Source organism: Stutzerimonas stutzeri, from assembly GCF_002890895.1.
GTDB lineage: Bacteria > Pseudomonadota > Gammaproteobacteria > Pseudomonadales > Pseudomonadaceae > Stutzerimonas > Stutzerimonas stutzeri_AB.
In genome coordinates this window covers 1-26,724 of record NZ_POUL01000013.1, presented here as the reverse complement: position 1 = coordinate 26,724, position 26,724 = coordinate 1, and the positions used below count along the sequence as shown (strand labels likewise).

The window sequence follows — 26,724 nt, the reverse complement described above, 5'->3', positions numbered from 1 at the left end:
GCCGGCGCAGCTAGAATGCCCCCTCTGAAGTCTGGTCATCTTATGGAGTCGCCCTGATGAGCCTGAGTGCCGCCGTTGCATGTGTCCTGCTGTTTCTCGCCGCGGCTTATGCCGTGGTTCTCTACAACGGCCTGGTGCGACTCAAGCACGGTGTAAGCAAGGCCTGGTCGAACATCGACGTGTTGTTGCGCCAGCGTCACGATGAATTGCCCAAGCTGGTGGAAACCTGCAAGCAGTACATGCAGCACGAACGCAGCACCCTGGAACAGGTGATCAGAGCGCGCACTGCGGTGTCCGATGCCCGCGAGCAGGGCGATGTCGGCGCACTTGGCCAGGCGGAAACCGGGCTTCGTGCAGGGCTGGGGCGTTTGTTCGCCTTGGCTGAGAGCTACCCGGAACTGCGCGCGAACGAGAGCTTTCGTCATCTGCAGCAACGCATCAGCGGGCTGGAAAGCGGCATCGCCGATCGCCGTGAGCTTTACAACGAATCGGTCAATCTCAATAACGTGCGCGTCGAGCAGTTTCCCGATGTGTTGCTGGCTCTTACGTTCGGGTTTCGAGAGGCAGCCTTGCTGCAATTCAGTGAGGCGGAGAAAGCCGATCTCGACCTCAAACCGCTGTTCGGTTGAGCGGGGGCGGAATGCTGCTTAGCGCTGCAGGCGTGGCGATGTGTCTGGTTGGCGGCTGGCTGTGGATCACTCGCTGGTCAAAATTGCGTCACCTGCTGGATACGCCGACGTCGCGGATCCGCTCGGCTGCGCAAGGCTACGTCGAGCTGGCCGGTGTACTGCGAGGCCTCCCTGACATGCCGCCGTTGATGGCGCCGTTGACGGCCACACCCTGCCTCTGGTGGCGCTACCGTATCGAGGAGTATCAATCCGGTGGCAAGCGCGGCAGCTGGAAAGTGCTTGAGCAGGGCAGCAGCGAGGAGCTGTTGCGGCTGTTCGATGCGACCGGAGACTGTCTGATCGATCCGCGAGGCGCGGAAGTGCTTCCCGCGCGGCGTGATCGTTGGACCGGTAACCAGCGCCGCCCTAGAAGTGCGCCGCCCGGTGGCGTACTGGCCTGGCTGACTGGCCATCGGCAGTACCGCTACACCGAAGAGCGGTTGCATGCCGATGAGCCGCTGTACGCGATCGGTGATTTTCGTACCTCCGGCGGCGGTCGGCAGGGCCTCGACCTACCGACCGCCCAGGGCCAGGTGGTGCGGGAATGGAAAGAAGACTACGCAGGGCTGTTGCAGCGATTCGACAACAATCGAGACGGCCAGCTCGACCAGGTGGAGTGGAACCGTGTGCGCCTTGCCGCCGACCTCGAAGCACAGCGGCGCCACCGGCTGGCCAGTAGCCGACAAGCACTGCACCAACTGGTGCGCCCTGGCGAGGGCTTGCCGTTTGTGCTGTCCAGTCATGGCGAAGAAGTGCTCGTCAGGCGCTATCGCTGGCAAGCGGCTGGCGGCGCGATGCTATGTTTGTTCGGTGCGGCTTTGCTGGCGGCTCGGGTAGCGGGTTGAGTCGCAGCGACATCCAGTGAGTCCTCCGCGTTTCGCTTAGCGCTGATCTTTATCGAGCAAGGTATCGACGGCCAGAGAGCTGCTGCAGCGCTGCCGGGCGCTTGCTGACTTTGCCTGGTACATCGCCTCATCGGCTCGTCTGAGCAGCGAGGCTTCGTCAGTTCCGTGCTCGGGAAAGTAGGCCACGCCAATGCTCGGCTGAATCGCCAGCGCCAAGCCGGCGAGGTCTATGGGCGCGTGCATCGCGGCAAGGATGTGCGTGACCACCACCGCCGTATCGGCTGCTGTGGGACTGCCTTCCAGCAACATGACGAACTCGTCGCCGCCCATCCGCGCAACCGTGTCGGTTTCGCGGATGTGTTGCGTCAGCCGTTGGGCGAAGGCCTGCAGCAGCAGGTCGCCGACGCTGTGGCCATAACCATCGTTGACCTGTTTGAATCCGTCGAGATCCAGATACAACACCGCTAAGCGCTCATCGTTGCGCCGCGCCCGTGCCAGGGCGGTTTTAAGTCGGTCGAAGAGGAACGCGCGGTTGGGCAGGCCGGTAAGTTCATCGTACTGCGCCATCCGCTCAAGGCGAGCCTGCAGTTGTTTGCGTTCGATGGCGGTGGCGACCTGGTTAGCGATGAACTGCAGCAGGTCTATGTCCTGCTCGCAATAGGTCGCGTTTTCTGCCGTATCGTTGAGCAGCAGCGCTCCGATGCAGCCCTGAGCGGTGGCGAGGGGGGCTGCCAACCAGCAGAAGCTGTCCGTGGCGGCCAATGCCCTGAGGTTGTCGCAGACCCCCTCGCTATTCGCTGTCAGTAGTAGCGCTCGCCCGGTCCGAGTAACCTCCGCACACAGCGCCGCCGCCGGCTCAAGGGGAAGCCGTGCCGGATCGCCACCGGTTCTGCAGTAAGGAAATGTCGGACGGCCCCGATCCGGGGCGTTCAAGGCTACAAAACAGGTCGGCGCCGGGATAAGTCGGCCGGTGATCTGATGGACCTGTTCGAACAGTGAAGTCAGATCCGCGGTGTTGTGGGCCGCCTCGGATATTGCATAGACCGTCTCTTGCAGCGATTCAGACCGCTTGCGGCCGGTGACGTCGCGCGCTACGCCGACACGCAGCTGATCACCTTCGGACCAGCGGGCCGACCACATGATGTCCACCCGTTTTCCGTCCCTGCGGATGTAGCGATTCTCGAAGTGCAGGCTAGGCTGGCCTGACATCACCTGCTGTGCCGCCAGCTGGGTGCGTTCGCGGTCTTCAGGCGCTACCAGCTCCATCATCTGGCGACCAATCATCTCCTCCTGCGTATAGCCGAATATGCTTTCGCATGCCGCACTGACGTACACGAAATGGCCCTCGGCATCGACGACGCAGACCGCATCGAGCATGAGATCCAGAACAGTTTCCAGAGAAGGACGAGATTCGGTTTTCATCGTACGTACCAATTTGGTTACTGCGCGGTATAGGGACGTATCGGTGTGGTCAGCCTTGAGTGTAGTGGAGCTCCTTTGAAGCCGATAGCGGCATGAATGGCGATAAGCCATTACCGCCCACGGTTTGGCTTTCAGCTACGTTTTTCGGCAATCCAGATGGTGTGTCGAGTGCCGCGATTCCCGTGAGCGAACACCTGGACCTCCTCGGCGATGAACCCTGATCTGGCGAGGCGTTGGGAGAACGCCTGATCGGCGCTGGCCGACCAGACGGCAAGCAAGCCCTTGGAACGCAGCGCTCTGGCGCAGGCGTCAAGCCCGGTTGAGGAGTACAGCCAGCTGTTGCTCTTGCGGGTCAGCCCCTCGGGACCGTTGTCCACATCGAGCATGATGGCGTCATAGCCGTGCGGCTCGCTCTTCAGAACCTCGGCGACATCCTTGCGCAGCACGCGGGTACGTGGGTCGTTGATCGGCATGCCGGATTTCTCGCCCAACGGGCCACGATTCCAGTCGATCACGCCGGGCACCAACTCGGCGACCTGAACCTCGGCATCCTTGCCCAGATGCCTGAGCGCCGAGGCGAGTGTGAAGCCCATGCCCAGGCCGCCGATCAATACACGCGGTTGTGGCCGATGCGCGATCTTTCGGCAGGGTATTTCTGCCAGCGCGTCTTCGGACCCGTGCGTGCGGGTGTTCATCAGCTGGTTACCGTTGCCGCCCTGAATCTTGATGACGAAATCGTCACCGTATTCGAACAGGCACAGGGCACCGCCGCCATCCGGTATCTCGGCGGTGTCGATCAGTACAAAACGCTTCATCGGTGACGCTCTTGGGTTGAAATTGGAGGGGCGCGGTTGAAGCGCGGTACGGCAAACAGCATTTACAGGTGTTCGGAGTTGAGTCGGCGCTCGAACCGCAGCGACTGGCTGAGCAAAGCGGTCAGTTCCGCTGCGGGAATGGGTTTGCTGTAGTAGTAGCCCTGGCCTTCGTTGCAGCCTTCGTCGATCAGGTAGCGCTCCTGCTCGGCAGTTTCCACCCCTTCGGCGATCACCAGCATGCCCAGGCTCTTGCCCAGCTGGATGATGGCTCGAACGATGGTCGTGTCGCCCTCGACAGCCGCCATGTCGCGAACGAAGCTCTTGTCGATCTTGATCTTGTCGAGCGGCAGGCTTTTCAGGTAGCTCAGCGATGAATAACCGGTGCCAAAGTCGTCGATGGCGATCAATGCACCGGAGCGACGCAGGCAGTGCAGGTTATGGGTGGCTGCGGCGATGTCTTCCATCAGACCCGTCTCAGTCACCTCCAGCTCCAGCGTCTCGGGTGGCAACTTGTGACTGCTGAGCAGGTTGCTGATCATCTCCGGCAGTCCGGCGTGGTGAAGTTGTACGGTGGACAGGTTGACCGCCATGCGCAGGTCGCTGAAGCCTTGCTGATGCCATTCGCTCAGCTGTCGGCAGGCCTGGTCGAGCACCCACTCGCCTATGGCGATGATGCTGCCGTTCTGTTCGGCGAGGGGAATGAAGGTGTCGGGCGGAACCATCTTGCCGCTCGGGTGGGACCAGCGCAGCAAGGCTTCGACCCCGGTGATGCGTTTGAGGCGGTAATCGATCTGTGGTTGATAGACCAAGTGAAACTCGCCCCGGGGAAGGGCTTCGGCCAGATCATTCTGCAGCTCCCGACGCGTTCTCATTTCGCTGTCGATGCTGGCTACATAAAACTGGTAGCGATTGCGTGAGCGGCTCTTGGCCAGTGTCATGGTCTGTTCGGCTTTCTGCAGCAGCTTTTCAGTGCTGTCACCGTCTTCGGGATACAGGGTGATACCGATGGTGGCGCGCAAACGTATGTGTTGCTCATCGAGGGTGACGGGACGCTCAAGGTCGTCAAGCACCTTCTGCGCCAGTTCGGCCGCCTCGTAGGGCTGTTCGAAGCCGACCAGCACCAGGACGAATTGATCACCGCCCAGCCGTGCCAACGCCCCGACGCGCCCGCTCTGACTGCGCAACCGATCGGCAAGCGCCACCAGCAGCCGGTCGCCGTTCTGGTAGCTGAACTGCTCGTTCATGCCCTTGAAATCATCGAGTCCGAGGCAAAGTATAGCCACGCGGCGTTGCAACCTGGCGGCCTCGCTCAGGATGTTGTCCAGTTGCTGCTGCAGCTGCTGGCGGTTTGGCAGGTTGGTGAGCGAGTCATACCGGGTCATGCGTTGCAGGTTGCTTTCGGCCGCATGACGCAACTGCATGTTGTGCTGAATGGAGGCGAGCAGACCATTGGCCGTCTCGACCCAGAGGCCCAGTTCATTGCGCTCATGCCCTTTTGGCATTGGCAGCGAGTGCTCGCCGGGGCGGCCCGGGTTGATGCGCGACATGTGTTCGATGAGCTTGGTCAGCGGTCGCGTGAGCAGCCACTCATAGATCAGGTACAGCAGAAAACCCAGCACCAGCGCGCGAAGGATGCCGACGACGAAGAGCACCACCGAGCTCCTGAGGAAGGCGTCTCCATAGGGGGCGGTATCGAGCGTGATGCGCAGATCGCCGTAGTATTCGTTGTAAGGCGGGCGGCCGATCAATGGGATCGAGAACTCCTGATCGCGGCCGAGTATCGGGTCGGTCAACCAGCGCGAGGAGTGCGACATGAGCGGGCGGGACTTGGCCGCCAGCGGTGCTTCGCCGGGAAGGCCAATCGAGGCTTTGCGAATCGACTCGTGCTGGAACAGGCCTTCCATGACCTGGGCACCCATTTCCCGGTCCAGGCTATAGATCGCCTGAGTGGACGGGTCGCGGGTCATGCGCAGGATTCGCTGAGCTTCGGCATCGATCAGCTGGCGGGTCGTGTAGGCATCGAAGATGATCTGCGCGCAGCTGAGTACCAGGCCAACGGCAAGCGCGGACAGCAGGACGATACGGAGCAGTGTTCTGGACAGACTGTTGCGCAATGCGGTCAATAGAATTTCCTTCTTCCGAGCCGGTGGCCAGCGCAAGTATTGGTTGTCGTGTGTGATGCGTCAAAGACGCGGGCTGCGGGCGCGAAGCAGAACGTATCAGATTGGCGGGTGTCCTGCCGCCCCCTTGATCGAATCCTGATTGAAGCGGAAAACGACGCCGCAGGGCTATGCCACAGGTCCCATTGCGGTTTGATTGCAGCGTTAGCCAACAGGATTCGCTTCCTTTACCTCGCAGCCTTTGATGACCATCCGTGTGATCGTTTCGGCCGCGGCTTCATAGTCGGCATCATCGAGCGCAGTCTTGCCTGTTACGGTGGAGATCTGCCAATCGAAATCGGCGTAGGTCTGGGTCGCTGCCCAGATGCTGAACATCAGGTGATGGGGGTCGACGGCGGCCATCAATCCCTTGTCAATCCAGCCCTGAATGCAGGCCACATTGTGGGCGGCCTGGGCATTGAGCTGTGCGGCACGCTCGGCCGGCAGATGGGGTGCGCCATGCATGATCTCGCTGGCAAACACCTTGGACGCGCAAGCGTGCTCCCTGGAAATGCGAATTTTGGTGCGGATATAGGCTCGCAACACGTCTGCCGGTTCGCCGGGCTGATTGAACGGAGCAGATGCCTGCAGCAAAGGCTCGACGATACTGTCCAGCACCTCGCGATAGAGGTTTTCCTTGCTCTTGAAGTAGTAGTAGACGTTGGGCTTGGGCAGTCCGGCGCGGTCGGCAATGTCGCTGGTCTTGCTGGCGGCGAAGCCCTTCTCGGCGAATTCTTCGCTGGCAGCACGAAGGATCAGTTCTTTATTGCGCTCGCGGATACTGGACATAGGGCCTGTTCGATTCATGACCACCCAGCCTGGTGGCCTGCCGCCGCATCCTAGCACCGGCTTCCGAACAGCCTCAAGGCAAGAGGCGGGCTTGATGCGAGGGGAGCCAGAGCGCTGGGTTGTAACGCGCGGCTGTCTGGTCAGGGGTCGCGCCTGCACACGTCATAGCCCAGCACGCCCGTTCGCAGCACTGGAAATCGATCTGGCTACAGCAGTCCGCCAAACGGTCATCAAGCCTTGGTCGTTTTGACCGATAGGATATTGGCGTCAAACATAATTTATGTATACACATTGATATCAAGGTTGTGTACGTTTACTAAAAAACAACCGAGGTCACACACATGCCTTTCATGCAACGCAGTATTCAATGGCAATTGATCGTCAGCATGGGGGCGGCTCTGCTTGCCAGTATTCTGATTGTCATTCTGGTCTATTCGTCGGCGGTCAACCGCCTGGCCGAGCGCTATCTGGTGGGGCAGGCGCTGCCTGCCAACATTTCCGCAATCCGCAATGACATCGAGCGCACTCTGGCGGCGCCGATCACCGCCACGGCCGGGATTGCCGGCAATACGCTGGTTCAGGACTGGCTGCAGTACGGTGAAAGCACCGACCAGGCGCAGGCGATGGGCCGATACCTGGAGGGCGTCAAGGCTCAGCAGAATGCGCTGACGACTTCCATCGCCGTGCTCGATAGCGGTAATTACTATTCGGAAGCAGGGCTCTCACGCACCCTCAATCGCAATGCCCCTGGCGACGGCTGGTTTTACAGCCTGATCGACAGCGGCACCAAACGGCGCTTCGAGATCGACATCGACAAGGCCTCTCGCCAGCCCACCCTGTTCATCAACCAGCGCATCGAGGCGGGCGGTAGGACCCTGGGGGTGGCTGGGCTTGGCTTCAGCTTGAAGAGCATGTCCGAACTGATCAGCAACTTTCGCTTCGGCGAGCGTGGAGAGGTATATCTGATCAGCGGCGGCGGTCGCGTCAAGGTGCATCCGAAAACCGAGAACAACGATCAGATCGAGCTTGCCGCACTGACCGGTAGTGAAGCGGCGCAGAAGCTCCTCGACGGCGCAACCGACGCGGTGCGCTTCGAACGCGATGGCGAGGCGTTTCTGGCGGTCGCTCAGCCATTGGAAAGCCTGGGCTGGGTGTTGGTCAGTGAAGTGCCGGAAGCGGAAATCTTCGCCGAGGCACGCCGCACCTTGTGGACCATCAGCCTGATCGGCGCCTGTATCGCGCTGTTCTTCCTCGGTCTCGTGGTGTTGCTGGCGCGCGGGCTGGTGAAGCCTATTCGTCAGGTGACCAATGCACTTGTTGAAATCGGTGGCGGTGGTGGTGACCTCACCCGTCGTCTGGATGAAAGTCGGGCTGATGAGCTGGGTGATCTGGCCCGTGGCTTTAACCGCTTCATCGGTAGCCTGCGCGGGTTGATCGGTGATGTGCTGAGCACCAGCGAGCAACTGCGCAGCTCTGTGGGACAGGTCGCCCAGGTGGTGGACAACACCGCGACCCGTGCGGGCCGCCAGCATGAAATGACCGACATGGTCGCCACCGCCGTGCACGAGATGGGTCTGACCGTGCAGGAGATCGCGCGCAACGCCAGCAACGCCGCACAGGCTTCGCAAGGGGCACGTAGCGAGGCGATCACCGCGCGGAAAGTCGTCGGCGATTCGATTGCGCACATCGAAAAGATGTCGGGTGATATCGGCCACGCCGCGGAGTCGGTTACCGATCTGGCGCAGCAGGTGGCATCCATCGACAAGGTGCTGGCGGTGATCCGCAGCATTTCCGAACAGACCAACCTGCTGGCCTTGAACGCGGCCATCGAGGCCGCGCGCGCCGGGGAGATGGGCCGTGGTTTTGCGGTGGTTGCCGACGAAGTACGGACCCTGGCCAGCCGGACCCAGACGTCCACCGACGAGATCCAGCAGATGATTCAGGGTCTCAAGAGCGGTGCTGAAAACGCAGTCAATTCCATGCATGCAGGACAGGCTGCGACCGGCACCGGGGTGCAAGCGAGTCAGCGCACCGGGCAGTCACTCAGTGCAATCACCGAGCAAGTCGAAGCGATCAGCGACATGAACACACAGGTGGCGGCAGCGACCGAAGAGCAGAGCAGCGTGACCGAGGAGATCACCCGCAACGTACAGGGCATCGCCGACCTGGCCCAGGCCACCGCCAGTGATGTGCAGGGCTGTCGAGAAGATTGTCATGAGCTGAGCCGCCTGGCAGACGATCTGAGCCGGCAGATGGGCAGCTTCAAGCTGTGACCTGAGCGACGCGCCCCGTTCACTGGGCGGTGGCGCGCTGTATTGCGGTAATGCTTCAGCGATTCGCTCGCCGATCGTTCTAAGGGTGGGCTCGCTATCGAACCGTGCGCGACTCAGCGCACTACCCGGACACGCCATAACGACGCAGCTTGAAAAACGTGACCAGTAGAAAAGCAGCCTTTTCGGCTGCTTTTTTGTTCCACACCTCTGCGCCGGCTGGCTTAGAAGTGCGCTTTGACCAGCAGACTGGCGGTGTTCTGGTTGGTGCCGCCGACCAGATCGCTGACAAAGCCACCGTCTTCGATGCCGTATTTGTCAGACCAGTAGTCGTATTCGATACCGACGTAGAGTTTGCCTGGCTCGCCGTCCAGCGCCTTGCCCAGGTCGTACTTGATCTGCGGGTTGATGTGCAGGTTCTTCGACATGAAATCACCGCTGCTTTCCGAGCCGGCGTCGTTGACCACCCAGTCGATGAATCCGTCGAACAGGATGTCTGACTTGCCGACCGGGAAGGTCATCGCCCAGGTCGGCGTGACCTGCCACTGGCCGGAGGCGCGGCGGGTGGTGCCGTCGGGCTTGCGGTAGTACACGTTGATGGCCAGACGATCGAAGCCGGGCACATTGAGATCGACAGCCGGGCCTAGCAGATAGGTCTGATTGGGGCGGCCGGCGCTGCTTTCGCCGCGCTCGTAGGTGGCTGCCAGCAACACATCCTTGACCGGGCCGAAGCTCACGTCCTGGCCGCTCAGTTTGCCGAGCGACAGGCGCGGGCTGAATTCGCCGTAGTAGGTGTGTCCTTCCTCGCCTGACAGGCCGTTGTACCACTTGTTATCGACGAACAGGAACATGTCGCCCCAGCTCCAGCCGCTGGCGTGCTCGAAGGTCACGGTTTGCTGGATCTCGCCGGCGTCGACCTTGAAATTCTGGCCATAGAGATAGCTGAGGCTGTTGTTCTGCCAGTGAAGCATGCCATCGGCAAAGGCCGGGGCGGACAGCAGGCAGCCGGCCATCGCCAGCGACAGTGAAGTGCGCTTGAAGGTCATGTTGATACCCTTTGGTTTTGTTGTTGTGATGAATGCAGGTGAGGCGCCCGGCGCGCAGGCCGGGCGCCGGAGCCGTCAGCCCGTAGGCGTCAGCTGGGCCGATGGGTCGGTGGTGGTGGCTTTCGGATGGACCTTGGAGTAATCGGGGATATTGACGGCCAGGGTGTTGGTGCCAACCGTGTCCTCGATCAGGTTGTCCGGATCGTAGTCATCCATCTCTTCCGGCTCGCGCGGAAGGAAGAAGTTGAGCAGGATCGCGCTGAACGCACCGATGGTGATGGGTGAGCCGAAGATATTCTTCAGGACGTCGGGCAGGTTGGTCAGCACATCCGGTACGGCGGCTACGCCCAGGCCCAGGCCCAGCGAGATTGCCACGATCAGCATGTTGCGACGGTTGAGGCCGGCTTCGGCGAGGATCTTGATGCCTGCGATCGCGACTGTGCCGAACATGATCAGCGTGGCGCCGCCGAGCACCGGCTTGGGCATCAGCTGCAACACGCCACCGACCACCGGGAACAGCGCCAGCAAGATCAGGATGCCGGCGATATACAGACCCACATGGCGACTGGCGACGCCGGTCAGCTGTATCACGCCGTTGTTCTGGCTGAAGGTGGTCATCGGCAGGCTGTTGAAGGTCGCGGCCAGCAGCGAGCTGCAACCGTCGCCGAGAATGCCGCCCTTGATGCGCTTCATGTACAGCGGGCCCTTGACCGGCTCACGCGAGATCATCGAGTTAGCGGTCAGATCACCGGCTGTCTCCAGCGGCGTAATCAGAAAGATCACCGCGATGGGGATGAAGGCCATCCAATCGAAGGCAAAGCCGAACTTGAACGGTTGCGGCACGCTGACTGCCGGCAAGGCGGCCAGGCTGGAAAAATCCACCATGCCCATCATCCAAGCGGCCGCGTAGCCCACCACCAGCGCCACGATTACCGCCGACAAGCGCAGCAAGGGGAGGCCAAAGCGGTTGAGGACGATGATGGTGCCGAGGACCAGACCGGCCAGCGCCAGATTCGGCAAGGCGCCTGGGTTTTCTGCGCCGTAGCCGCCGGCGATGTCGGTCATCGAGACCTTGATCAGCGACAGACCCATCAGGCTGATGATGGTGCCGGTGACCACCGGCGTGATGATTCGGCGCAGTTTATCGATATAGCGGCTGACAGCGATTTCGACGAAGGCCGCGCAGAAGCCGACGCCGAACAGCGTGGCTAGGATGTCTTCAGGGCTGCCACCCCGATTCTTCACGATAAAGCCGGCCGCCAGAATCACGCTGAGAAAGCCGAAGCTGGTGCCCTGCAGACAAAGCATGCCGGCGCCGATCGGGCCGATCCGCTTGGCCTGGATAAAGGTGCCGAGGCCCGAGACGAACAGCGCCATGCTCACGAGGTAGGGGACATAGTCGCCCAACCCCAGCACGCTGCCGATGATCAGGGTCGGTGTGATGACGCCGACGAAGCTGGCGAGTACGTGCTGTATCGCGGCGAACGTAGCGGGGATCGGACCCGGGCGATCTTCGAGCTGATAGATCAGGTCCTGGTTGGGAGCGTCACCGCTCCTGGATTCGGTTGCGGTCATGAGTCAAGCCTGCCATTCGTTATTGTTCGGTCATGGGCTTCCGAGGCTGCACGGACCTCGTAGACTGACCGTCGAAAAGCTGTTCGTTCGGTCAGGTTGGGCTCGACTATAACAACCTGTGAACAGCTGTTGAAACAATTAATTTAACGATTGTGCACAATTGCGCTGGCAGGGCAGTGATTGTCCGCTGGGTGGGCTTGATTCAATGTCAGTCAGCGGTTTGGCTGCAGTTCCCGCGCGACGTTCTCCGCCAGGCCCGCACCGGCTTCGCTCATGGTCAGGTAAGTGCGATCCGCGCCGGCCTCCTCGATCTGCTGGGCGATGTCTTCGTACATCGCGTGGGAGACGATCAGCCCATCGAAACCTTTGCCACGCAGTTTGCGCGTGGAGATGATCTTCGCTTCCGCATCGTTCATCGCCAGGATCACCGCCTCGACCTTGTTCATCTCCAGGCTCTCCCAGAACATCTGGTCTTCGGCGTCAGCGAACAGTACGTGGCGGCCTTTTTCGCTGCTTTTTTCCACGGTTACCGGGTCGGAATCGAGACTGATCAATCGCCAGCCCTGATTCTGCAGATGATCGTAGGCGGCACGTCCGGTGCGGCCCATACCCATGATCAGGATCTGCGCGTCGCCCAGCGACACCGGCTGTTCGTCTGGGTGGCGTGTGTTGCGCTCCAGAGGGATCAGGCGTCTGGCAAAGCGGTCGTAGAGCGGGTGTGAAATCCGGTTGAGCTGAGCAGAGACAACAAACGACAGGGCCACGGTGATGGCCAGTGGGGTAAGCCATTGCGGCAGCACCACGCTGGCGACAATCAGGCCGAACTCACTGTAGTTGGTTAGGCTTGCAGCGCTGAGAAAGGCACTGCGCGCGCGCAGGCGGAACAGCAGGAACAGGAAAAAGAACAGCGCGCCCTTGAGCGGCAACAGCAGTGCTACTGCGCCGGCGAAGAGCATGGCGTTCATGTCCGGCAGGCCACCGATGCCGATCTGCAGAAAGAACCCGACCAGGAAGACTTCCTTGATCGCCCAGAGTGAATTGGAAAGCTCGGTGGCGCGCTTGTGTTTGGCCAGCATCGCACCGAAGGCCAGCGCGCCCAGCTCGGAGCTCAGGCCCACATATTCAAAGCCGAGACCGCCGGCGACCAGCGCCAGCATCAGCCCCAGCAACACCATCAGTTCCTCGTGGCCGCTGTGATCGAGCAGGCGGAACAGCAGCGGGCGCAGTAATGGTAAGCCGAACACCAGCAGCGCCCAGGCTGACGGCACCTTGCCGCTGGCGATGCTCATCACCACCAGAGCGATCAGGTCCTGAATGATCAGGACTCCAATGGCGACACGGCCATGAAAGGCGCGCAGTTCGCGTTTGCCTTCAAGCACTTTCGCGGCCAGTACGGTACTGGAGAACGACAAGGCGATCGCCAGCAACAGACTGTCGCGCCAGCTGGTGTCGAGAAACAGCAGAATCGCCGGCATTACCACCAGGCTGGATATGCCGAAGTGGAGCAGGCTGCCGCCGATGACTTCGCGGCGCACCAGGTTGCTCAGCTTGAGCTTGAGACCGACCGTGAACAGCAGCAGCAGCACGCCCAGGTGCGCGAGGTGCTCGAGAATCACACTGTCGGTCGGGCCGACCCCGAAATGTTCGCCAAAGGCGGCGAGGGCAAAGCCGGCAGCCAGATAACCAATCAGGGGTGGCAGCCCGATCGAGCGTGTCGCAAGGCCGAGGATGAATGCGAAGGCGATCCAGGTTGCTTCGATCATGGGTCAGACCTTCTCGTTCGGGCGGGCGGGGATAGGACGGCGGGGCATTTTAACGGTGGTGCGGTGCTTGTCGAGTGTCGGGCGGCTGGAGAATAAAGCAAGGCAGAAAAAATAAGGCCCGCACATGGCGGGCCTGGGGGCTTATTTGGGACGGTATTGTCAGTGATGCGCAGCGCCTGTGAGCGCCTGGCGTTCGGCGCCACCGAGCACGTTGAACAGCAGGTTGAGGGTCACCGCGCTGAGCGTCGCCACCGCGATACCGCTGTGGGTGATCGGCTCCATCCAATGCGGCAGATGCGCAAAGAACTCAGGGCGGACTACCGGCACCATCCCGAGGCCGATGCTCACCGCCACCAGCAGCTGGTTTCGACGGTCACCGATGTCAGCTTCCTGAAGAATCTTGATACCAGTGGCCGCGACCATGCCGAACATGGCGATGCCGGCGCCGCCCAGCACCGCCGCCGGAATCGAAGCCACCATGAATGCGGCCTTGGGCAGCAGGCTCAGGCTGATCAGGAACAGCCCGGCAATCGCCGTGACGAAGCGGCTACGTACGCCGGTCATCTGCACCAGGCCGATGTTCTGCGCGAAAGAGGAGTGGGTAAAGGTGTTCATGAACCCGGCCAGGAAGGTCGCGCCGGCATCGCACAGCAGGCCACGGCGCAGCTGCTTCGGGTCGACCTCCTGCCCGGTGATCTTGCCCAGCGCGAGAAACATGCCGGCTGATTCGACAAAGATGATCACCACCACGAGGCACATCGACAGGATCGGTGCGAGCAGGAACTGCGGCGCCCCGAAGTGATTCGGCGTGACCACCTGGAATGCCGGCGCGGCGTTGATGCCGGACAAGTCGACCATGCCCAGGCTGCCGGCGAGTACGTAGCCCAGCGCCATGCCGATCAAGACCGAGACGTTGACCCAGAAGCCGCGCATGAACTGGTTGATCAGCAGAATCACCGCCAGCACGGCTGCCGCCACGCCTAGGTAGGGCAGGGCGCCGAACTGACCGGTGCCGCTGCCACCACCCGCCCAGTTCACTGCGACCGGGAACAGCGAAAGGCCGATGGCGGTAATCACGGTGCCCGTTACCAGCGGGGGAAACAGGCGGACGATCTTGCACACGAACGGCGCAATCAATAGGCCGAAGAAGCCGGCTGCGATAGTCGCGCCGAAAATTCCGGTCATGCCCACGCCGGGCATGCCGGCCATCACTACCATGCTGCTGACCGCCGCGAAGCTGGCGCCCATCATCACCGGCATGCGGATGCCCACCGGCCCGATGCCCATCGATTGCACGACCGTGGCGATGCCGGCCACCAGAAGATCGGCGTTGATCAGGAAGGCGATCTCCTCACGAGACAGCCCTGCTGCCTGGCCCACGATCAGCGGGACGGCAACCGCGCCGCCATACATCAGCAGCACGTGCTGGAAACTCACCAGCAGCATCTGCAGCAAGGGCAGCCGCTTCTCTGTGGCGGGTGCGGTCTCTCGCTCGGTCACATCGTTCATGCAAAAACACCTCGGACGCTTTTGTTATTGGATGGTCGCGGTGGCCCCGCCGAACGAGCGGGGCCGGGTATAAGGGTGCTCGGGGTTGCGGCTGTCGCCGTCCGCTGGGCTTGATCTCGGGTTGAGCTGAGGCCTCGCCTGGTGCAGCGCGGCTTGAGCGTTGAAGAGGTGAAAAAAAGCCGCGCTCGAAAGCGCGGCTGGTGAGCGGCGATCAGTCGATCGGCGCGCCCTTGTCGATCCAGGCTCCGAGCAGGTCGCGCTCGTCCTGAGTCATGTTGGTCATGTTGCCCAGCGGCATGATCTGACTGGCCACGGCTTGCGCATGAATCTTCGCAGCCTGCAGGCGGATCTGCTCGGGCGTATCAAACATCACGCCTGCGGGCGCTGCGCTGAACAGCGGGCTGCTTGGCTGCGCGGCGTGGCAAACGGTGCAGCGCTCGTTGATCACCCGATGAACCGCGGCAAACTCGCTGTTGCCGGCTTGCGCGGCCGGTGCTGCGGCAGCGGCCTGCTGGGCTTCGAGGCTTTGCTCACGCGGACTGGTTGGCACCGCATTGGGTACGCCACCCTGGCGGTTCGGCGCAGTGACGAACGCCAGACAGATCATGCCAACCGCAGCAGCAGGCAGTGTCCAGGCGAAGCGATTGCTGTCATGACGGGTGTTGAAGTAGTGACGCACCAGCACCGCGAGTACCGAGATACCGGCCAGGATCAGCCAGTTGTACTGGCTGCCGTAGGTGCTCGGGAAGTGGTTGCTGATCATGATGAACAGCACCGGCAGGGTGAAGTAGTTGTTGTGGCGCGAGCGCAGCAGGCCCTTGGCGGGCAGCAATGGGTCCGGCGTGCGGTTCTGCTCGATGGCAGCGACCAGCGCACGTTGTGCCGGCATGATGATGCGGAACACGTTGCCGACCATGATGGTTCCGATCAGCGCGCCGGTGTGGATGTACGCCGCACGTCCGCTGAAGACCTGCGAATAGGCCCAGGCAGCGAAGATCACCAGGACAAACAGGATCAGGCCGAGCAGTGCGGGCTTCTTGCCAAGCGGCGAGTCACAGAGCACGTCATAGACGAACCAGCCGACGATCAGCGAGCCGAAACCGATGGCAATGGCCATGGCCGGCGCCAGATCACTGCCAGGCGCGATCAGGTAGAGCGAAGGGTTGAGGTAGTAGACCACCATCAGCAGGGTCACGCCCGACAGCCAGGTGGTGTAGGCCTCCCACTTGAACCAGTGCAGGTTGTCCGGCATCTGTGGCGGTGCCAGCTTGTACTTTTCCAGGTGGTAGATACCGCCGCCGTGAATCGCCCAGAGATCGCCCGACAGGCCGTCGCGGGGGTTGGCGCGGTTAAGGTTGTTTTCCAGCCAGACGAAGTAGAACGACGCACCGATCCAGGCGATGCCGACGATCATGTGTATCCAGCGAACAGTAAGGTTCAGCCATTCGGTCAGATGTGCTTCCACGATAATTACCTCTTGCACGGCTGGCACGCCAACCGTTGTTTCTTCTTATTCGACTCGTCGCAAGTGTTCCGCTTGTTCTGAAGCACGCATGTCTGGTGTCGGCTAGTCCACAGCCGCGCCGGTCATGCCCGCGCTGATCAATCGGTTGCCTGGCCGGAGTCCCGGTGGGGGTCGAGGAGAAGCTGCTCGTCCTCGGTGAAAAAATGCTCGTCGCAGTTGTTGCCAGAACCGCTGCGATCGACCACCAGGAATTCATCCCGCTTTTCGATCGTCAGCACCGGGTGGTGCCAGACGCCGCGGTGGTAATTGACGCCCTGCCTGCCGTTGCTGCGGAAGGCGCGGACGTTACCCGGTACAGGTGCATCGCCAGGTGGCGCGACCACGACCAGAAAGGGGTTGCCGAGCAGCGGAATGAAAGCCTGGCTGCCCTGCGGGTGTCTTTCGAGCATGCGAATGACCAGCGGCATTTCCAGCGCGTCGGCGGCGAAGATGCTGATGATGGCCCTGTCGTCCGGCTGCGCGGTCTCGACCGACGCCAGCTTGTGATAGCGGCGGGTGGAACCGTTATTGATCATGAAGTAGTCGCTGCCTTCGGTTTCGATGACATCACCGAAGGGGGCAAAGGCTTCCTTGGTCAGCGGTTCGATCTTGAGTGTGCGCATAGGGACTGCTCTGTTTGGTGTTTATGTAGGAGCGAGCTTGCGAGCAAGCTCGCTCCTACAGGAGTTTTTACTTCACTGCCTTGCCGAACAACCGCAGACGGCTGACGCCACCGTCGGGGAAGATGTTCAGGCGCACGTGGGTGATCGGACCAAGCTTGGCGATCTGCTCGCTGAACTCGTGTTCGGCGTGCATTTCCAGCTTCTGGCTCGGCAACAGTTCACGCCAGAACAGGCTCTGGGTCTCGATCTGGCTGTCGGTGCCGCCTTTAACAAAGGCCGCCTGGATGTTGCAGCTGTCCGGGTAGTTGCCTTTGAAGTGCAGGGTGTCGACGACGATGCGCTCGATTTCGCCAGGGGTGCCCAGCGCGACGATGACCCAATCGTTGCCCGGCGTGCGGCGGCGGGCGGTTTCCCAGCCGTCGCCCATGTTGATGCCGCGACCCGGGTTGAGAATGTTGCTCATGCGACCGAAATGCTCATCGGAGCAGGCCAGTGCGCGGCCGCCGTTGAGCGCCGAGGCCAGGTCGAGCTGCTCGTTGTCACCAACCGTGCTCCAGTCGCGGTACGGAATGCCGTGCACGCGCAGACGGGCGACACCACCATCCGGGTAGATGTTGAAGCGTAGGTGGCTGACCGGCTTGTCGAACGCGATCTCGTGGTAATGGTGGCTGTTGCCTTGCAGCTCTACCGCGGGAAGGATTTCAGTCCACTGGGTGTTGTCGTCCGGGTCGCCTTCGGCGAGGAAGCAGGCTTCCAGTGAGGCGGAGGGCGGGAAGTTGCCGGTGAAGAAGCTGGTGTCGATGTCGACGCCCTTGATCGAGCCGGGCACGCCGAGGCGAACGACCGCGTGGTCGTAGCCTTCGAAGCGCTTGCGGCGCGACTCCCAGCCGTCCATCCACTTGCCGTTGTCATCGAAAACGCCCTCCTTCCATACGGCCGGCGTCGGCTGGAACAGCCGGTTGACGTCGGCGAACCAGTCGTCGGTGACGGAGATGGCCTTGGTGCCCAGACGGGCGTCGGCCAGGTTGACGTATTTTTCGAAAGGTACGGCGTAGCTTTTCATACGTTGTTCTTCTCTTCGTGTCGTCTGATGGTGCTTGCTTACATCGCCTGCAGACGGAACAGGGCGATCTTGTTGATTTCGGCCAGGGCGCGGGCGAATTCCTGCTCTTGCGAGTTATTCATGCGCTCCTCGAAGGCTGCAAGGATCTGGTGCCGGTTACTGCCCTTGACCGCCATGATGAAGATGAAGCCGAACTTGGCCTTGTAGGCATCGTTCAGCTCGGTAAAGCGGGCGAACTCTTCGGCCGTGCATTCATGAATCCCGGCACCGGCCTGCTCGGCGGTGCTCGATGCGGTCAGCTCGCCGCGTACGGCAGCCTTGCCGGCAAGGTCCGGGTGAGCGTTGATCAGTGCCAGCTGGGTGTCGTGGTGAGCCGACAACATGGCCTGCGACATGCGGGTGTGCATCACCTCCACGTAGTCCAGCGTCTCGTCCACACCGGCCTGATAAACAGTGTCGGCGACCCACGGCGAGTGCTCGTAGACATCAGCGAAGGTCGAGATAAAGGCGTCGCGGTCCAGGGTGGACGGCTTGATGGTCTTGAACGGGGTCATAGGCTGCGTTCCTGAGTAAGCGGGTGAGTCGAGTGCCAGTGGCGGGCTATGTCGACACGGCGGGCGAACCACACCTGCTCGTGGCCCTTGGCGTACTCGATGAAGCGCTGCAGCGCGGCAAGACGTGCGGGACGGCCCAGCAAGCGGCAGTGCATGCCAATGGACAGCATTTTCGGCGCGCCTTCACAGCCTTCGGCATAGAGCACGTCGAACGCATCCTTCAGGTAATTGAAGAAGTCGTCACCGGTATTGAAGCCCTGCACTTGGGTGAAACGCATGTCGTTGGTGTCCAGCGTGTAGGGGATCACCAGGTGTGGCTTGTCGGGCGTCGATTCCGGGTCCCAGTAGGGCAGGTCGTCGTCATAAGTATCGGAGTCATAGAGGAAGCCGCCTTCCTCGCGCACCAGCCGGCGAGTATTCGGCCCGGTGCGGCCGGTGTACCAGCCCAGCGGACGCTCGCCAGTGATGTCGGTAAGGATGCGGATGGCTTCCTGCATGTGCTCGCGCTCTTGCGCTTCATCCATGTACTGGTAGTCGATCCAGCGATAGCCATGACTGCAGATCTCGTGCCCGTCGGCGGCCATGGCCTTGATTACGTCCGGGTGACGCTGCGCGGCCATCGCTACGGCGAAGATCGTGAGCGGAATGTCGTTCTTGCGGAACAGCTTGAGCAGGCGCCACACCCCGGCACGGCTTCCGTATTCGTAGAGCGACTCCATGCTCATGTTGCGCACGCCCTGCAGGGGCTGGGCTGAAACCATCTCGGACAGGAAGGCTTCGGATTCCTTGTCGCCATGCAGCACGCAACGCTCGCCGCCTTCTTCGTAGTTGAGCACGAACGACAGGGCGATACGGGCATTGCCCGGCCATTGCGGATGGGGTGGATTCTCGGCATAGCCGATGAGGTCGCGAGGGTAGTCTGCGCTCACTGTTGTTATTCCTTGTTTGATCCGCGGGTTGCCGCTGTAAAGTGCAGGCAACCGTCATGGCTCAATTGTATACAAAACGTTTTGCAGTTTGTAAATCAAAAATCTCGACAAGCCGACCGTCTGAACCTGGGGTCTTGGCATTCACCTCATAGCGTTCATTGCATATTCTGCCGGCCAGAGCCTTGCCATCCGATGCTGACCAGCAGGAACTGAGCCAAGGTGAGGATTTATAAATTGTGTACAATTTTTGCAGAAACTGTCTTTGTTTTTTCTTGCGGGATGCTATGCTCGACTCACTCCACCACTCACACACCAAGAGGAGGCGGGCATTGGCGGCCAATCGCTGATGCTGGAATCTATGGGACGTTTGACTACTCATGTACTGGATGCCGCTCACGGCTGCCCAGGCAGCAATATCCGCATTGAACTCTATCGCGTTGAAGGCGAACGCCTGGAGCTGGTGACCACGCGCCAGACCAACAGCGATGGCCGCTGCGACTCACCTCTGCTGGACGGTGACGACTATCGTTCCGGCGTCTATCAGCTGCAGTTCTCGGCGGGCGACTATTACCGCGGACGCGGCGTAACGCTGCCCGAGCCGGCTTTTCTCGATGTGGTGGTACTGCGCTTCGGCATCAGCGCCGAGCAGGATCATTACCACGTGCCGCTACTGATTTCGCCGTACAGCTACTCGACCTATCGAGGCAGCTGATGGCACCTGCCGTGCCGTTATCGGTACGGCGGTTACCTCTCCCATGCGTGAAACCTTGACTCCCCTGAGTCCCCGACCCGCCTCTATGGCGGGTTTTTTTTGAGGTGGCGTTCGGTGGTGTCTGACCGCTGTTGGCGCAGGCCGGTAGGGTGGCTAGCGCGAAGCCTACCCACCGCTTCATGGAACCCTCACCGACTCATCAAGGAAGCCGCTCCCGCGCTTCCAAACAGCGCAGCGCTGGTTCGGTTGAACCAAACCTGCCCCTTCCCGGTGCGCAGGTAGCGCGCCGCGCCATGCGCCCCCAGCCCGTACGCCAGCTTGCAGCAGAGGTCCAGCACCGCCCAGGTCAGGATCATCACCAGTAGCTGCGGCATGAAGGGCCGATCCGCACTGAGGAATTGCGGCAGGAAGGCCGCAAAGAACAGGATGTCCTTCGGGTTGCTGGCGCCCAGGCCAAACGCGCGCCAGAACAGCTGGCGAAAGCGCGGGCTGACCTCAGCGGTCGCCACACTGGGCGCGTTGGCGGGGCGGCGCGATTCCTGCCAGCTCTGCCAGGCCAGATAAAACAAGTAGAAGGCGCCGATGATTTTCAGAACGCTGAATACCTGCTCCGACGCCAGCAGCAGCGCCCCAAGGCCCAACGCCGAGGCGCAGAGCAGGCAGATCGAGGCGCTAACCCCGCCGACGAAGGCCGGCCAGGAACGGCGGAGTCCGTAGTTGAGACTGTTGCTGATCATCAGCAGCGACAGCGGGCCGGGGATCAGGATGACCACCAGCGCCGCGCTCGCAAACAACAACCAGGTTTCCAGGCTCATTTCGGCACTCCTCGGTAGCAATTAGAAAATGTAGGTAGCGTGGATTGGGCTACCACGCGGCTGCGGGGGTGGATCAGGTTGCATCATTACAGTTCTTCCAACCGCAATCCGCAGGCTTCAAAACGTCAAAAAGCCCCACCGCCGGAACGGTGGGGCCACTGGTTCGCCTGATTAAAGAAAGGCGAACTTGGCGATGAAGATCACACACAACACGTACAGGCTGATCGAAACCTTGTCGCGCTGTCCGGTCAGCAGCTTGAGCGTCGCATAGGTCAGGAACCCCAGCGCGATGCCATTGGCGATGGAGAAGGTCAGCGGCATCATCACCACGGTGACGATAGCCGGAATGGTGTCGGTGTGATCCTTCCAGTCGATATTGGCCAGACCGCTCATCATCAGCATCGCGACGTAAATCAACGCCCCCGCAGTTGCATAGGCAGGGATCATGCCGGCCAGCGGCGCGAAGAACATCGCGATAAGGAACAGTGCGCCGACGGTCACCGCAGTCAAGCCGGTGCGTCCGCCCGCGGCAACGCCTGAAGCGCTTTCCACATAGCTGGTCACCGGCGGACAGCCTACGAAGGCACCCACGACGCTGGACGTGCTGTCGGCTTTCAGCGCGCGGGAGAGGTTCTGGATCTTGCCGTCCTCATCCACCAGGTGCGCACGGTGCGCGACGCCCATCAGGGTGCCGGCGGTATCGAACATGTTCACGAAGAGGAACGCGAGGATCACGCTGACCATCGCGACATTCAGCGCGCCGGCGATATCCATCGCCAGCCAGGTCGGCGCCAGGCTGGGCGGCATCGACACCACGCCGTTGTACTCGACCAGACCCATTGCCCAGCCGATGCCGGTCACCACCAGCATGCTCAGCAGGATGGCACCGAAGACGTTGCGGTGGCTGAGCACGGCGATCATCAGGAAGCACACCGCCGCGAGCAGGGCAGTGGGCTCGCCGAACGAACCCATGGTCAGCAGGGTGGCCGGGCTGTCGACAACGATGCCTGCGGTCTTGAGGCCAATCAGCCCTAGAAACAACCCGACCCCGGCGCCCATGGCGAAGCGCAGACTCATTGGAATGCTGTTGAGCAACCATTCGCGCAGGCGGGACAGGCTCATGATCATGAACAGGATGCCGGAGATGAACACCGCGCCAAGGGCGATCTCCCAGCTGTAGCCCATCTCACCGACCACGGTATAGGTGAAGAACGCGTTGAGGCCCATGCCCGGTGCCAGGCCCACCGGCCAGTTGGCGTACAGGCCCATCAGGAGGCAGCCGAGGGCCGCCCCGATGCAGGTGGCGACGAATGCGGCGCCGTGGTCGATACCCGCATCGGCCATGATGTTCGGGTTGACGAAGATGATGTAAGCCATGGTGACGAAGGTCGTCAGGCCGGCTAGCAACTCTGTCTTGATAGTGGTTCGGTGAGCACTGAGTTTGAAGAATCGGTCGAGCAAGCCGGGGTTTTTCGGCTGCAGGCCGAGGGCCGGCTGTTCCTGCTTGGTGGTTTCCACAAGGTGTTCCTCATCGTTCTTGTTGTCTATCACCTAGAGCAGTGGCTCTCGAGGGCAGGTGATGGTGGGGCGCTTTCATTCGGTTTGTTGACCGAAAGGTCAGAAAGGCTTGACGCGATTATGCTTTTGTATACAAGAAATGCAACAGGCATTTCGGTGACTATGGCGTATTCGCTGTTCCCGCTAAGCAATGTTGAGGTGAAAGAGCACGAAGTAGGGCGTCTTCTCGACATTCTGGAATATTTCTGGATTCACTGATTGTGCACAATAAAAAGCGCTTTATTTCCTTGTTTCGCTGTTGGCGACTCCCAGCTGCGTAACGAAAGGCAGTAAAGTTCGATCTGCCGACAATTCCGACGCGAGTCACCATGAACGAACAGTTGCAGCCTCTGAAAAAGCCGACACGAAGCGGCAAGGCCCGTACCGGGACACAGGACGACATCGTTTACGCCCACATCTTTGATGCAATCCTTGAACAGCGCCTGGCGCCGGGCACCAAGCTCAGCGAAGAGGCGTTGGGCGAGATTTTCGGCGTGAGTCGCACCATCATTCGTCGCGCCTTGTCACGGCTTGCCCATGAAGGCGTGGTGCTGCTGCGGCCCAATCGCGGCGCGGTAGTTGCCAGCCCGAGCGTCGATGAAGCGCGGCAGATCTTCTTTGCCCGGCGCATGGTGGAACGCGCGATTACCGAGCTGGCCGTGCAACATGCCAGCGCTGAGCAGCTGAGCGAGCTGCGGCAAATGGTGACCGACGAGCAGGACTGTTTCGCCCGCGGCGATCGTGGCGCTGGAATCCGTCTTTCCGGGGAGTTTCATCTGAAGCTGGCCGAGGCGGCGAAGAACGCGCCGCTGGTGAGCTTCCAGCGCAGCCTGGTGTCGCAGACCTCGCTGATCATCGCGCAGTACGAAAGCGGCAACCGCTCGCATTGCTCGTTCGATGAGCACAACGAGCTGATCGACGCCATCGCCGCTCGAGACAGCGAAAAGGCGGTGCGCCTGATGATGCATCACATGGATCACATCGACAGCAAGCTCAACCTCGATGAAGACAGCGCGTCGGATGATCTCCATGCGGTGTTTTCGCATCTGGCCCTGGCCAAGAAAAAGCCGCGTACAGCCCGCTAGCGTTCTTCCAGCTTCAAATGGAATTGGCTCGGTGCGTCTCTGACGGCCGAGCCGCTGAAGGCGCCGCTCTCGCGTCCGCGCTCACCTTTCTATCAGCTCTGCACTGAGCTCTATCTCCTTCGGACAGCGCTTCGCTAAACGTCCCGCCATCCAGCGTTAAGTCAAAAAAGCCCACCAATTTCTGTCTCGTTCGTTTGAGGCTGCATACGGTGCTGGTCGGCCCGCTATCCGTTTTCCAACTCGTACCTAGTGCCGCCTGGCTCGCCGCGCTGCGCCTCAATCCCTAGCGGTGCATATCGCCGTTGTGCGGGACGATCTCGATGCGCATAATGTTATGTTATAACCAGTACATTAGGCGCTTCCGCTTGTACGGTCGAACGGTGTGTTGCGGGTGCCGAAATATCCGAGGTGATGATGATTCAATTCCAGGGTTTGCAATGGGGCGCGGGTGGGCGAGCGCTGACACCGCCGCTGGATCTGGCGCTGGAGGCTGGAAGCCTGACGGCCGTGATCGGGAGCAATGGTTCCGGTAAGAGCAGTCTGCTCAAGGTCATCGCCGGCCTTGATCGTCCAGTTGCGGGTCGGGTCGATATTGGCGTTCCACTTCTGGGTGGGGTGTCTTATTTGCCTCAACAGCAGCATGTCGACCGGCAATTTCCGATTCGCCTGGCCGAACTGGTCAGCGGCGGTTTCTGGCGTAGCCGTCTCGGGCGTGCCGAGCGCCAGACACGCTTGAAACAAGCGTTGACGGATTGGGGCCTATTGGATTTGCAGAGCCAGGGCCTGCACGCTTTGTCCGGCGGGGAATTGCAGCGGGCGCTGTTGGCGCGTCTGAGTCTGACTGACGCCCAGGTGCTGTTGCTGGATGAGCCAGAGGCGGCGCTGGATGACGTGGGGCTGCGTTTGCTCTGGCAGCATATTGAGCGCTGGCGGCAGCAGGGAAGGACTCTGGTCCTCGTCAGCCACAACCTTGCAGGTCTTAGCGAAAAGCGCTGCGGCGGCTTGCTGATCGCGCGCAACGGGTGCATCGCCGCGCCCATCCAGCAGTTCATGGCCGACCGTCAACGGCTTGGGCAGGTCGCGTGACGCTCGATCTACTGTGGTCGCCATTTGCTGAGTTCGCCTTTATGCGTCGCGCCTTGTTTGGTGGCGTGGCGCTGGCCTGCAGTGCCGGACCACTGGGTGTGTTTCTCATCCTCAGGCGGATGAGCCTGATCGGAGATGCCATCGCCCACGGCATCTTGCCCGGCGCGGCATTGGCGTTCTGGTTGTTTGGTTTGAGTCTGCCGGCGCTGACCCTCGGCGGCCTCGTGGCCGGGCTGGGAATGGCGGGAGCGGCGGCCTGGGTCAGTCGGCGAACTGGCCTACGTGAAGACGCCAGTCTGGCCGCGCTCTATCCCATTTCGCTCGCCAGTGGCGTGTTGCTGCTCGGACTGGCGGGTCGCAAGCTGGACCTGTTGCACCTGTTGTTTGGCTCGGCACTGGCGGTCGACATGACCACACTGGTGGGCATGCTCGGCACGGCTGTGTTCAGCCTACTGGTACTTGCACTGACTTACCGCGCTCTGGCGCTGGATAGCCTTGATCCACTGTTTCTGCGTAGCGTCAGCCGCTTCGGGCCGTTGGCACACGCGGCCTTTCTCACGCTGGTCGTGCTCAATCTGGTTATTGGCTTCCAGGCCATCGGCGCGCTGATGGTGGTTGGGCTGATGATGTTGCCTGCCGCTGCGGCGCGCTTCTGGAGCAGACGGTTGCCGGTGCTGCTGCCGCTGGCCGCGCTGATTGGGGCCGTGTGCGTATGGCTGGGGCTGCTGCTCTCCTTCCATGCCAGCCTGCCCAGTGGGCCGTGCATCGTGCTGCTAGCCGGCGCCTTCTATCTGTTTTCGGTCGTGGCTGGGCCTGTTCAAGGCCTGCTGCGCTCGCGCGCTTTTCCCATCACCGTCTGAGGTTTCACCATGCGATACCTGTTTTTTGTGCTCACGCTGTGGCTGCCGCTTTCACTGCATGCCGAGGAAAAGCTCAATGTCGTCACCAGCTTCAGCATTCTCGCTGACCTTGCCCAGCAAGTCGGTGGTGATCGGATTGAACTGACCAATCTGGTCGACGCGGATGCCGATGCGCATGTTTATGAGCCCAGCCCGGATGACGCCAAGGCACTGCTGCGGGCTGACCTGATCGTCGCCAACGGTCTGGGTTTCGAACCTTGGTTGGAGCGGCTGCTGGCCAGTAGCGATCCTGCGGGAAAGCGCATCAATGCCAGTGCGGGCGTTGTTCCGTTGATGCTGGAGGAAGACGGCGAACAGGTACCGGATCCGCATGCGTGGCAGAGCCTGATTAACGCCGAGATCTACGTGCGCAACATCACCAAGGCGCTCGTGCAACTCGACCCGGATCATCGTGAAGGCTATGAAGCGCGACGTGACGCCTACCTGGGCCGGCTGCATGCCTTGCTGAAGAGGGCCGATGCGCAGATCGCGAGCTTGCCGGCCAGTCAGCGCAAGGTCGTGACCAGTCATGATGCGTTCGGCTACCTAGGCCAAGCCTGGCAGCTGGATTTCATCGCGCCGCAGGGACTGTCGACCCACGACGAACCTTCGGCGGCCGAGGTGGCGGCGTTGATCCGTCAACTACGCAACGAAGGTGTGCGAGCGGTGTTCGTCGAGAATATCCGTGATCCGCGCTTGATCGAGCAAATCGCCGAAGAGGCCGGCGCCAACGTCGGCGGCACCCTTTACTCCGATGCGCTGGCCAGCGAAGGGCCGGCCAGCACCTATCTCGGCATGTTCGAGCACAACCTTGAAACGCTGATGGCAGCGCTGAAGCGGTAGGGTGGATCACGCGATCCATGCATTGATCGAGCTCGATGCGACGTGGCGGTGGATGTAGAAAGCGACATCCACCCTTGTATCTCGACTACCACGCTATGTTGGGGTGATAGTTCCCGACTGATCATCGGGGGAAGGCCAGGAAGCCGTATCCACCCTTAGGCTTTGAGCCTGCGACGTAGATAGCGCTGCGGCC

Annotated in this window: 24 protein-coding genes; 9 read left to right on the top strand and 15 right to left on the bottom strand. The window is 61.2% G+C overall.

The window, feature by feature from the left end:
* The first annotated feature begins 56 nt into the window (after nt 1-56).
* Nucleotides 57-629 carry a LemA family protein gene (locus tag CXK96_RS18865; RefSeq protein ID WP_102837972.1) on the top strand — a complete coding sequence of 191 codons (573 nt, stop codon included), beginning with the start codon at nt 57-59 and terminating at the stop codon, nt 627-629.
* Complete coding sequence (locus CXK96_RS18860; protein ID WP_372239354.1) at nt 626-1,513, top strand: GIDE domain-containing protein; 888 nt, start codon at nt 626-628, stop codon at nt 1,511-1,513. Before CXK96_RS18865 ends, CXK96_RS18860 begins: the two co-directional genes overlap by 4 nt.
* A gap of 36 nt (nt 1,514-1,549) precedes the next feature.
* On the opposite strand, the gene CXK96_RS18855 is transcribed toward CXK96_RS18860, so the two are convergent.
* From CXK96_RS18855 to CXK96_RS18840, 4 genes are all read right to left on the bottom strand, one after another.
* A complete protein-coding gene (locus tag CXK96_RS18855) occupies nt 1,550-2,935 on the bottom strand; it encodes a diguanylate cyclase domain-containing protein (RefSeq protein ID WP_102837970.1) in 1,386 nt (461 codons plus the stop codon).
* 131 nt (nt 2,936-3,066) lie between these two features.
* Nucleotides 3,067-3,750 (bottom strand): spermidine synthase, encoded by a 684-nt coding sequence (locus tag CXK96_RS18850; protein ID WP_102837969.1) that lies wholly within the window; start codon nt 3,748-3,750, stop codon nt 3,067-3,069.
* Between the two features lie 62 nt (nt 3,751-3,812).
* Nucleotides 3,813-5,873: a putative bifunctional diguanylate cyclase/phosphodiesterase gene (locus tag CXK96_RS18845; RefSeq protein ID WP_180981563.1), complete on the bottom strand. Its 2,061-nt coding sequence runs from the start codon at nt 5,871-5,873 to the stop codon at nt 3,813-3,815.
* A gap of 201 nt (nt 5,874-6,074) precedes the next feature.
* Nucleotides 6,075-6,698, bottom strand: a complete 624-nt coding sequence (locus tag CXK96_RS18840; RefSeq protein WP_102837968.1) for a TetR/AcrR family transcriptional regulator — start codon at nt 6,696-6,698, stop codon at nt 6,075-6,077.
* 341 nt (nt 6,699-7,039) lie between these two features.
* Here CXK96_RS18840 and CXK96_RS18835 point away from each other — a divergent pair, with 341 nt between their 5' ends.
* Nucleotides 7,040-8,971: a methyl-accepting chemotaxis protein gene (locus CXK96_RS18835; protein WP_102837967.1), complete on the top strand. Its 1,932-nt coding sequence runs from the start codon at nt 7,040-7,042 to the stop codon at nt 8,969-8,971.
* A gap of 221 nt (nt 8,972-9,192) precedes the next feature.
* Here the strand turns inward: CXK96_RS18835 and CXK96_RS18830 are convergent, their stop codons facing one another.
* From CXK96_RS18830 to puuE, 9 genes are all read right to left on the bottom strand, one after another.
* Nucleotides 9,193-10,014, bottom strand: a complete 822-nt coding sequence (locus CXK96_RS18830) for a DUF5020 family protein (protein ID WP_102837966.1) — start codon at nt 10,012-10,014, stop codon at nt 9,193-9,195.
* Between the two features lie 75 nt (nt 10,015-10,089).
* Complete coding sequence (locus tag CXK96_RS18825) at nt 10,090-11,589, bottom strand: nucleobase:cation symporter-2 family protein (protein WP_102837965.1); 1,500 nt, start codon at nt 11,587-11,589, stop codon at nt 10,090-10,092.
* Between the two features lie 212 nt (nt 11,590-11,801).
* Nucleotides 11,802-13,352: a cation:proton antiporter family protein gene (locus tag CXK96_RS18820; protein WP_102837964.1), complete on the bottom strand. Its 1,551-nt coding sequence runs from the start codon at nt 13,350-13,352 to the stop codon at nt 11,802-11,804.
* Between the two features lie 159 nt (nt 13,353-13,511).
* Complete coding sequence (locus CXK96_RS18815; RefSeq protein WP_102837963.1) at nt 13,512-14,861, bottom strand: nucleobase:cation symporter-2 family protein; 1,350 nt, start codon at nt 14,859-14,861, stop codon at nt 13,512-13,514.
* Nucleotides 14,862-15,072: 211 nt separating this feature from the next.
* Nucleotides 15,073-16,326, bottom strand: a complete 1,254-nt coding sequence (locus CXK96_RS18810) for a urate hydroxylase PuuD (RefSeq protein WP_102837962.1) — start codon at nt 16,324-16,326, stop codon at nt 15,073-15,075.
* A 137-nt stretch (nt 16,327-16,463) separates the two neighbouring features.
* On the bottom strand, nt 16,464-16,988 hold the full coding sequence (locus CXK96_RS18805) for an ureidoglycolate lyase (RefSeq protein WP_102837961.1): 525 nt from the start codon (nt 16,986-16,988) through the stop codon (nt 16,464-16,466).
* 67 nt (nt 16,989-17,055) lie between these two features.
* Nucleotides 17,056-18,051: an allantoicase gene (alc, locus tag CXK96_RS18800; RefSeq protein ID WP_102837960.1), complete on the bottom strand. Its 996-nt coding sequence runs from the start codon at nt 18,049-18,051 to the stop codon at nt 17,056-17,058.
* A gap of 38 nt (nt 18,052-18,089) precedes the next feature.
* Nucleotides 18,090-18,605, bottom strand: a complete 516-nt coding sequence (gene uraD / locus CXK96_RS18795) for a 2-oxo-4-hydroxy-4-carboxy-5-ureidoimidazoline decarboxylase (protein WP_102837959.1) — start codon at nt 18,603-18,605, stop codon at nt 18,090-18,092.
* Nucleotides 18,602-19,534 carry an allantoinase PuuE gene (gene puuE / locus CXK96_RS18790; protein ID WP_102837958.1) on the bottom strand — a complete coding sequence of 311 codons (933 nt, stop codon included), beginning with the start codon at nt 19,532-19,534 and terminating at the stop codon, nt 18,602-18,604. The genes uraD and puuE overlap by 4 nt, the downstream gene beginning before the upstream one ends.
* A gap of 358 nt (nt 19,535-19,892) precedes the next feature.
* Here puuE and uraH point away from each other — a divergent pair, with 358 nt between their 5' ends.
* Entirely contained in the window at nt 19,893-20,246 is a 354-nt protein-coding gene (uraH, locus tag CXK96_RS18785; protein WP_102838056.1) for a hydroxyisourate hydrolase, read from the top strand.
* 188 nt (nt 20,247-20,434) lie between these two features.
* Here the strand turns inward: uraH and CXK96_RS18780 are convergent, their stop codons facing one another.
* Nucleotides 20,435-21,061, bottom strand: a complete 627-nt coding sequence (locus CXK96_RS18780; RefSeq protein WP_102837957.1) for a LysE family translocator — start codon at nt 21,059-21,061, stop codon at nt 20,435-20,437.
* Nucleotides 21,062-21,232: 171 nt separating this feature from the next.
* Nucleotides 21,233-22,579 carry an NCS2 family permease gene (locus tag CXK96_RS18775; protein WP_102837956.1) on the bottom strand — a complete coding sequence of 449 codons (1,347 nt, stop codon included), beginning with the start codon at nt 22,577-22,579 and terminating at the stop codon, nt 21,233-21,235.
* Nucleotides 22,580-22,582: 3 nt separating this feature from the next.
* Between CXK96_RS18775 and CXK96_RS18770 the strand changes: the two genes are divergently transcribed.
* The 5 genes from CXK96_RS18770 (at nt 22,583) to CXK96_RS18750 (ending at nt 26,531) form a co-directional block, all read left to right on the top strand.
* Nucleotides 22,583-22,837, top strand: a complete 255-nt coding sequence (locus CXK96_RS18770; protein WP_102837955.1) for a hypothetical protein — start codon at nt 22,583-22,585, stop codon at nt 22,835-22,837.
* Between the two features lie 110 nt (nt 22,838-22,947).
* Nucleotides 22,948-23,703, top strand: a complete 756-nt coding sequence (locus CXK96_RS18765; RefSeq protein WP_019340774.1) for a GntR family transcriptional regulator — start codon at nt 22,948-22,950, stop codon at nt 23,701-23,703.
* 414 nt (nt 23,704-24,117) lie between these two features.
* A complete protein-coding gene (locus tag CXK96_RS18760; RefSeq protein WP_102837954.1) occupies nt 24,118-24,789 on the top strand; it encodes a metal ABC transporter ATP-binding protein in 672 nt (223 codons plus the stop codon).
* Nucleotides 24,790-24,830: 41 nt separating this feature from the next.
* Entirely contained in the window at nt 24,831-25,649 is an 819-nt protein-coding gene (locus CXK96_RS18755; protein ID WP_180981566.1) for a metal ABC transporter permease, read from the top strand.
* Nucleotides 25,650-25,658: 9 nt separating this feature from the next.
* Nucleotides 25,659-26,531, top strand: a complete 873-nt coding sequence (locus CXK96_RS18750; RefSeq protein ID WP_102837952.1) for a metal ABC transporter substrate-binding protein — start codon at nt 25,659-25,661, stop codon at nt 26,529-26,531.
* Nucleotides 26,532-26,724 lie beyond the last annotated feature (193 nt).